This is a genomic window from Methylococcus sp. EFPC2 (genome assembly GCF_016925495.1).
Lineage (GTDB): Bacteria > Pseudomonadota > Gammaproteobacteria > Methylococcales > Methylococcaceae > EFPC2.
This window is the reverse complement of sequence record NZ_CP070491.1, coordinates 726,003-734,317: the sequence shown is the minus strand read 5'-3', so window position 1 is coordinate 734,317 and position 8,315 is coordinate 726,003. Positions and strand designations below refer to the sequence as shown.

At 61.9% G+C, this 8,315-nt stretch carries 7 protein-coding genes and 1 riboswitch; of the genes, 1 reads left to right on the top strand and 6 read right to left on the bottom strand.

Annotated features, from left to right (window positions below; all coding sequences use genetic code 11):
* Window positions 1-77: 77 nt before the first annotated feature.
* Window positions 78-248: riboswitch (cyclic di-GMP riboswitch) on the bottom strand.
* Window positions 249-502: 254 nt separating this feature from the next.
* The gene (locus JWZ97_RS03250) at window positions 503-1,564 is read left to right on the top strand and encodes a DUF4344 domain-containing metallopeptidase (protein WP_205433353.1); all 1,062 of its coding nucleotides are present in this window, start codon (window positions 503-505) and stop codon (window positions 1,562-1,564) included.
* A 93-nt stretch (window positions 1,565-1,657) separates the two neighbouring features.
* Here the strand turns inward: JWZ97_RS03250 and JWZ97_RS03245 are convergent, their stop codons facing one another.
* From JWZ97_RS03245 to JWZ97_RS03220, 6 genes are all read right to left on the bottom strand, one after another.
* A complete protein-coding gene (locus tag JWZ97_RS03245) occupies window positions 1,658-3,088 on the bottom strand; it encodes a hypothetical protein (RefSeq protein WP_205433352.1) in 1,431 nt (476 codons plus the stop codon).
* Window positions 3,089-3,577: 489 nt separating this feature from the next.
* Window positions 3,578-4,015, bottom strand: a complete 438-nt coding sequence (locus JWZ97_RS03240; protein ID WP_205433351.1) for a hypothetical protein — start codon at window positions 4,013-4,015, stop codon at window positions 3,578-3,580.
* Window positions 4,016-4,364: 349 nt separating this feature from the next.
* Window positions 4,365-5,267, bottom strand: coding sequence for a hypothetical protein (locus JWZ97_RS03235; protein WP_205433350.1), 903 nt, complete (start codon window positions 5,265-5,267; stop codon window positions 4,365-4,367).
* A complete protein-coding gene (locus JWZ97_RS03230; RefSeq protein ID WP_205433349.1) occupies window positions 5,264-6,124 on the bottom strand; it encodes a DUF2092 domain-containing protein in 861 nt (286 codons plus the stop codon). The genes JWZ97_RS03235 and JWZ97_RS03230 overlap by 4 nt, the downstream gene beginning before the upstream one ends.
* Before the next feature lie 42 nt (window positions 6,125-6,166).
* Window positions 6,167-6,904: a DUF4410 domain-containing protein gene (locus tag JWZ97_RS03225; RefSeq protein WP_205433348.1), complete on the bottom strand. Its 738-nt coding sequence runs from the start codon at window positions 6,902-6,904 to the stop codon at window positions 6,167-6,169.
* Between the two features lie 98 nt (window positions 6,905-7,002).
* A complete protein-coding gene (locus tag JWZ97_RS03220) occupies window positions 7,003-8,211 on the bottom strand; it encodes a patatin-like phospholipase family protein (RefSeq protein ID WP_240342457.1) in 1,209 nt (402 codons plus the stop codon).
* Window positions 8,212-8,315 lie beyond the last annotated feature (104 nt).

Here is an 8,315-nt window from a genome sequence, read left to right as displayed (position 1 = left end):
ATTTGTTCTTCTGACCTCCCCTAAACCCGTCTCCTAAAACGCAAAAAGCCGGGTTTACGCATCTCCGATGAACTGAAGATGGCAACCCGGCTATCTTTGAAGTCGTTGAAACTCTTGGCTGCTGAACCGTCAACCCGAAAGGACGTCATCGCCTTTCAGTGGTCCGACGCTCCTGCCGGCAGAGCAACGAAGTTCAAAGATCCGTAGCTTTCCGTCCCTGCCTCGCGACAGGTTTGGCAGACTCACTGTAACGTTCTCCAAATACGAATCAGCATCGAGAAACTCGTGCGGGGCACATAAATATGCTTACTCAAAAACAAAGTCAATGGGCATTTTCATAGGCATTTATCGCACCATCCCACGAACGATAAGGAACCAAAGGCGCTACACGTATTCCGAGGCTTAGGGGGCACTGACGCAGGTGTGCGACTGCCGGCGCGTCCTGATATTTCGTTACAATGCGCGAAGCTCATTTGCCCTCCATCCGACTAGGCATGCCGCCATGAAATCCGTCGTCAGCGTGTTTGTCCGTCTCCTTCTGCTCGTCTGTCTGGCGGCCGCCCCTGCCCTGGCGGCCGAAAAGTCGGTGCGATTTTCCAGCCAGGTCGATGCGGGCAAATGGACCGGCGTCCGGTTCAGCAACCTCAATCGCGACGCCACCCTCCACGTCGTTCTCGAAATCAACGGCCGCGTGGGCGTCATGCTCCTGAGCGCTGAAGAATACCGCGAATATGCGCGCGTACAGACCACCCGAACAGCCTTGTTTCAGGCCCAGGTCAGCGACAAGACGGACTTTTCCATCGTCGCGCCGCGCAGCGGTGATTACTACCTCGTGGTAGACAACCGTCAGGGCGAGGCACCACGCTCGTTTACCCTCGACGCCAAGGCCTCCCTGGATACCCCGGCTATCCCTCGGCGCGAGGAATCGGGGGATGAAAAGGGCGCGCAAGCCGGCGCCAGGCTTACCGAGGCCTTCGCGCGCCTGACCGAAAACCTGCGCAAGGCCTTCGTGTTTGATGACCTAAACATCAACCTGGTGCGCTGCAACCGCGCCAACGCCTATGGCAGCCGCGACCAGGTTTATTTATGCCTGGAGTACGTCAAACAAGTCTCCGATGCGTTGGCGGATAAATCGAAGCTGAACGACCTCGTGCTGTTCATACTGATGCACGAAATCAGCCATGTGCTCTTCACGCAGTGGAAATACCCCTTCAACGACAATGAAGAACTCGTCGACGAATTTGCCACGGTGCTGCTCCTGCTCTTCAACAAGCGTGCGACCGTGGAAACCCAGGCCGATTTCTTCGCCACCCTGCCGCCCGAACCCGAAGTCCGCCAGCAGCTAAGCGGCGACGTGCATCATCCGCTGTCGGTGCAGCGTTCGCGCAACCTGCGCCGCTGGCTTTCCGAGCCGGGCCTGGTGGGAAAATGGCTGCCTTTCCTGATTCCCCACATGCAAACGCCCTTCCTGACGATGCTCAAGGAAAAAAAACCTGCCTGGCTCGCGAAGGATCTCATCGAGCGGGAACTCGCCGGCCGCCAGGCGCCTGCCGGCCCTAATTAGCCCGGGCTTGTCCGTGCCGCGGCCACGGAAAACCGCCTTCCCATTGCGCACCCCGTCGAGCTTCCTCCTGCCGAGCCCCAAGAGTGGGCTGTGTCATCCGCCTGCCTGATTATCAGGAGCTCCATTCGCTCTGAACCGCGCCGCCACAGTACGGTAAAGCAAAGCCGTTGCCAGTATCGCTCCGCAGCTGAGCAAGACCAACAAAACCGCCTTCCAGAAGACGTAATCCACCAGTGCCCTGGCATTTTCTTGGGTTTTCCGGGCCAAGGCGTCCAGTTGCGCGATCCGGTCGGATTCCAGGCTTTGGGTCAGGGAATCCAGCAGCCTGCCCAGTTGCTGCGCCGTGGCCCCGATTTCGGCGGCCGCCTCGGTATACTCGCGTATCCGGAACGGCTCCGAACCCGGCTCCCGGGGGCCCGAGGCGAACTTTTCCAGCACATCCTGGAAATTTTTGAGGGTACCGCTGGCGGCATCGGCCATTTGCGTGCCGGTGGCCATGGCCTGCCGGGCTTCGGTAGACAGGACGGTCAGGCCCAGAACCTCGGACTGGAGAACCCGGAGGATTTCTTCCCGCTCCTTCCCGATCACGGAAGGCAATCGCTCCGCGACACGGCTGATTCGATCTCCGGCTACCGCAAGCTGGCTGGTAGTGCCGAGCCATTGCTGGATTTCCGGCAGTTTCGCGGTGCTGAGCGTCAGCACCTCGGTTTCCCAGCGGATCAGCCTGGGCATGCGTTGAGCCAGGAACAGCGCTCGCTCACCCAAAAGTCTCGTCTCGGCCAGTTCACGGGTGGCCGGATCGAGGCCGGCCAGGGGATCGACGTTGAGCAGGTTGAAAACGCTGACAAACATCCCTTCCTTGGGCCGATTGGCTTTGGCCACTTCGGCCGCAAATCCCAGCGGGCGCACCGTACGCAACGCCTTGATATCGGGATGCTCCCTATGCCAAGTCGCGATGGCATCACGCAGTTCGGCCAATTGCTCGGGCCGCAGGGCGCCCGAAGCGATTTTCCAAATTTCGGCCTCCGCCGCCCGACTGACCTGCAGCAGAGGCAAAGCGGAAGCACCGTATTCCTTCGGCACCCAAATATCTTCCACGGTCATGCGGACCAGGTCGATCAGAACCACCATGTCCAGAAGGTTGGCAAAGGTATTCTGTCCCGTGGCGACCTCCAGCACATCGCCGGTATGCGTGAGCCTAAGGGTCTGCAGTTCCATGGGATCAAGACCCTCTCCATCGCGGTGCAACTGCCCCGTCGCGGTCCGGACGTCGTCGAGATAATTGTCGGCAAATCGTAGCAAGCGCGCCTGCAACTCGACCGGATCGACCGCCTTGCCGTCCTGGGTCCGCGGTAAAATGCTCGCGATCGCCTTGTCGGGAAGCTCGAAGGTGTTCTTAACCAGCCCACAACCAGCGAGGACTCCGCAGAGCAGCAGACTCAGCAGCAAACGCGTCCCGTATGACGACGCCTGTTCGCCCCTGATGCCCGCGCCGGAACAGATCGATTGCCGAAGCACTTTCATGTCACTGCCTACGCCATGGCGAGCGGGACGAAATCCGCCTTTGGCCGCCGCGGCTATTAACGGGTTACGGCGCTCGCGCCACCCCTGCCGATGAAAACACTCGCGCCACAAGCTGCTTCCCTCCCCCTCCCTAACCAGAAACCTTCGACCGAAGGTCGCTCCATATCTCCTTCTCCAATCGCAAAGCGTCGCTTTAGTCGCTTGGGAGAAGGTGGCCCGAAGGGCCTGATGAGAGAAGGTGCGCGGGACTCGACTGCCTTGTATGGCAGTCGCTCCCGTGAACGCTCGGTTCCAGGGCCACAATCCGCGGGCCATGGGGCATGGGTGGCCTCTCCCGGAGGGAGGGGGAAATCAAAGTGTTCGCTTCGCGACTTTCATGGCAACCCGGTCCCAATAAGTCATGGAGGGAGCGGCCTTCAGGCCGCGATCTTCGCGGGCTAAATCCCGCTCCCGCAGAGAAAGACCGGGGATCTCGGGCCATCTTGATAATCACTGCCCCGGAAAGCCTTTCGCCGCCATGCAGGAGGCATACGCCTGGTTGTAGGCATCGGAACCCTGCTGTTGCTGGGCCGCGGTCTGCCGGCGCTGCTGACGTTGCCTGGCCGCTCCCGCGGCGGCGCCCATTTTGGCGGCATCCTTCATTTGGTTCTTGGTGTATTCCTCGGCGACTTCATCGGGGACGTTGCCGTATTGGTTAGCCTTGCTTTTACCTTTGGCCGCGCCCGCCATGGCTCCGGCGGCCGCGCCGCGCGCCCGGCCTCCCGCCTGCGGCTGGGTCGTCGCGGCGCCTCCGGCCTGTTGCTGGGCAATGCTCTGGCATTCGGCCTGGGCCTGCTGCAGCGAAATTTCGCCTTGCGCCTGCGCCGAACCGCCAAGGACAACGCCGAAAACGCCGACGGCGAGACTTATGATGATGGAATTAGACATGGTTAATCTCCTAGGTAGTAGTCATCGCTTTTGTAGTTTTATCGGGCGTGGGTATACGACCACGCCCAACTGCACCTGAATTTGCCACCCGACAAGTCTTGTCGGAATCAGCAAGCCCTATCCAGGAATCTGCGACCGACGGTCGCTCCTTATCCCCTTCTCCCTCTGGGAGAAGGTGGCCCGAAGAGCCGGATGAGGGAAGAGACCGCTCGGTCCCTGGGCTACAATCCGCGGGCCATGGGGCCGAGCGGTCTCTCCCTGATGAAGCGGGGTGATCCGGGCTGGACCAAAGCCAATCCCGCTTTTCTTCCTACCCATCCCATTCGGGACCTATAGGTCCTTTTCCGCGTCATTGCGGGGCCGGCACGGGCACATACATGACGCCGTTTCCGCCATAGGCCTGGGTATACCAGGTGGAACCGCAGATGTAGTAAGTCACGCCACCGACCGTGCTGACCTCGGGATTACAGGGCAGACTGGCGCCGCCCGAGGAGGGCTGCGGCGCATAGACGACCGTGGAGGATGGGGCGGCTGTCGTGGTCGCCGAGGACTGCCCCGCCGCGTAGCCACCGACAGCGCCCAGCGCGGCCGCTCCGATCGCCACGGCTGCGACTTCGCCGTCGTCCCAGTTGTCGTGGTCGTCTTCGTAGTAATACCCCGACGGCGGCGGGGCACCGCGATACCCCTGGTAGGACTGCGCGGTCTGCTGGCGCCCGCTGGCCCTCTGAGTGGCTTGTCCTTGGCGGGTTTGCGTCCTGTCTGTGGAACCCTGTTGACGGGTTTCGACGTTCTCGCTTCTGGCCTGTTGCCGTTGCGCCTGATTTTCCGTCGAACTGCCCTGGCGGCTCTGCTGGGTCGCAGCCCGGTTCGTCGACGCGGTCTGTGCAGCCTCTGACCGGCTGGCCGATCGCGATGCTGAGGCAGCGGAACTCCCGGCGCCTAACGCTCCGGCCCGGGACGACGCAGCGCCCGCGCTGGACGACAAGCTGCCGCTCGCGGCGGCGCCGCTGCGGGAAAACCCGCCGCCACCGCCGCCGGCAAAGCCGCCCCCTCCCCCACCGCCGCGGGAAAAACCGCCGCCGCCGCCACCTCCACGGGCAAAACCACCTCCACCTCCGCCGCCGCGGGCGAAGCCGCCGGCTCTCGCCCCTCCGCCGCCAAAGTCACGGGCGACTGCCTCATCCACGGTGCCGATCAGAAAAACGAACGCAGCCGCCATGGCCGTTACGATCAACGAAAGTCTGGTGTTCATTTCTGTCCTCCCGTTTGTTCTGGGGATGCCGCCCCCTCAATCGAGATTTTGGGGACCTGCGCGAGGAAGCTAATCTTCTTCGCCCCTGCGGGCGGGGTGAAGGCAAACGTCGACTCCGCGATTTCAGGCGCCAGATTCCAGTCGGAAAACTGCGCCTGGAACTGGGGCTGGCCGTCCGCGTTCTTGTAGGTCAGCACCACGCGCAGCGGTAAGGGCTGGGCGCCTTCCGTGATCCAAACCTGATAATCGACCGTCTCGGTTCGTCCCGCGAGATGATGGAGCGGTACTCCATTGAATGCGGTCTTTTCCACGTAGTCGAGCGACTGCGTCCGCCTTTCGATCTCGGCCGGAAAGCGGCTGGTCAGGAGCACGGCGAGGGGGAGTTGCATGTGGAGGTCCTTGAGAAAATACACGACCGCTTCGTCGATGCCGCCCGGTTTGGACACCTGCGCATAAACGTTCTGCGACGGCGTGTAGGCCGTGATTTCCTTGCCGTCGTACAGGACGAGATGCTTGTCGCCGTCGCTATGTTCGACCTCGACGCGCAGCCCATTGGGCCGGCTCACGATGACCCTCCGGCCCTGGTTGAATTCGATCTTCTGCCCGGATTCCTGAACCACGTCGTAACTGCCCTGGATGTTCACGCTGAAACGCGGGGTTTTCGCCAGAAACTCGGCCATGCGCATCAGGATGGCGTGTGCGTCGCCCGGAGCTTCGGGCACCGCCTGCGGCGCCGCTGCAGTGGGCGGCGGTGCCGGGTGGACCACCGCCGGTTCCTTCGCGCATCCCGCTGTGCCTGCCAGGACCACCACACCCAGCGCGATGCGGAATGCCGGCCACCAGTTTGTCGTTTTCATAGCTGACCTCCGGTTATGTTCTCGATCATGATTCGATTTGCTCTAGCGAACTTGTTCGGGTCTGATCCAACCCTGCTGCAGAAAATATTTCGACAGTGCCGAAACGATCTTTTCCGCCTGTTGCTTGGCCTGCTGCGCAGCCGCGGAGCGGTAATTCTTGATCGTTCCCAGCGCGGCATTGGACGCCACGACTGCCGCCGTGCCGGCGCCCGCCGCGGCGCCGGCCGGCCCCATGACCGCGGCGCCCGGCATCGATCCGCTGTCAGTGTGGACATCGAAACCGATCAGCTCCCGGTACTCCCTTCCTCCCGGCGCCAGGACGCTGACCTGGGTGTCCAGGGACGATTGGCCCAAGCCGAGCCCGACCAGCGTCCGCCTCGCCTTGTTGCCTTCGTCGATGTTGACGAAGGCGCCGGTAACCAGAATCGTGCCTTCCGCCACCGTCATGTTGCGGGTCGAGCGGACGGCATTGAATCCCAACTCCTTGAGGCCTTCGGTCAGTTCGGTCGCCAGGGCGTCGGCCACTTCGCGGCCGATGGCCATTTGCTCCGCGGTCTGCTCGGAAGCACTCGAACTCCGCATGAGGCGCGCCAGCGGGCCGGAGTTCTGTTGTATTTCCGAAGGATTGACGGCGAAGTCGTACACATTGATTTGCTTCGGCCTGGCCAGGCCGGCGCTCGCAATCTCACTCCGCGTCTGAACCGCCGTGCCGGCACAGCCGGTAATCACCATGGCGAGCATCAGGTAAATCATCAGCTTGATCAGGCGTATTGCATGCATGGGCGTACCTCTCTTTAATTGCTATAACGCGGATTCCTAATTTCTGGCTCAAGTTCCGCCTGGCCGTCAGCCGTCAAATCTGCGGTCTTCTTGAGTTTCTAAAGTCCCGGCGGGGTTTTCTCCCAGCGATAGCCCTTGATGGCCAAGTCGTAGCCGGTCTGGAACAACTTGCGCATGTACTCGGTATCGAAGTCTTCCTTGTGCGGCGCGGTGAAGGTCTTCGGGATGTAGGCGAGGTTGTAGTCGATGCCATCCCGCAGAGCGGCGGTGTAGATCTTGTAGAGGTCGCCGACGCCTTGGGTCTGAATCAGCGATGAGATGGCTCGGCCGGCGATGCTCAGGGTGCGCCGTTCAACTTCGGCCCAATCGGGGTCCAGGCGGGCGTTGCGTATCAGATAGAGACGGCGTTCGCGCTCGACGCCCCGCTTCTTGGTCTCCTCGGACACATGGAGGGAAGGCGGGTAGACGAACACCTGGGCCATGGCGCCACCGTCCACGTGCATTTCCTGATAAGGTTTGCCACCGACTTCCACATCGATCATCGCCGGCGGGAAGGCGCCCGGAATGGCGGCCGAGGCCAGCATGATCTTATGGAACAGTTCCAGCGCTTCCGGATGGCCGCTGGCGGCGATCTTGCCCATGTTCCAGATCACCGCCTGGCGCGCATCCAGATTGGTGGTGGCCATCAGCAGCAAACGCCCGCGCTGATATTCCTGGGCGATTTCCTTGAGCATGTCGGCCGTCACGTACTTCTTCACGACGCGTCCCAGCGGGGCATTGTCGGCCAAGGCATCGTCGAACAGGGCGGCGGTAAACCCGCGAGGCTCCAGAATGTCCTTGGGCGCGCTATTGGTGTAGACCGCCTTGAGCACCGCGTCGTACTTCGGCCCCAAAAAAGCGAAAGGAGCGATCAGGGCGCCGGTACTGATGCCGGTGACCAGCTTGAAAGAGGGTCGATTGCCCGCCGCGGTCCAGCCGGACAAGAGGCCGGCACCGAAAGCGCCATCGTCTCCCCCGCCGGACAAAGCCAGGAAGACGGCCGGCGGCAGGCCGTTTCCTTGGCCATTACCGATACCCCGGGTCGCTTGGTAAGCAGCTTCTCGCTTGACGCTGTCCACTGCCTCCTGGACGACTTCCGGCATTTCGGCCTTTATCAGGTAACGCACACCCGGCAGACCGACGACCTCCGCGCGGTCAACATAGGCCTGGGGAACGGCGGGCCCGCGGCCCGGAACAGCGCAACCGGCCAAAGCCACGAGCAAGCCGAGCAGCCAGATGGCCAACATGGCGCGGAATGCCGCAAGCAAGTGAAGTTCGTGTCTCGGCATCATCAAAATTCTCACTTTGGGTTTCCTTTTACGCCGGCTGACCAGCCCCTGCTGCGCAACCGGCGCAAACAGGAATCAGGACC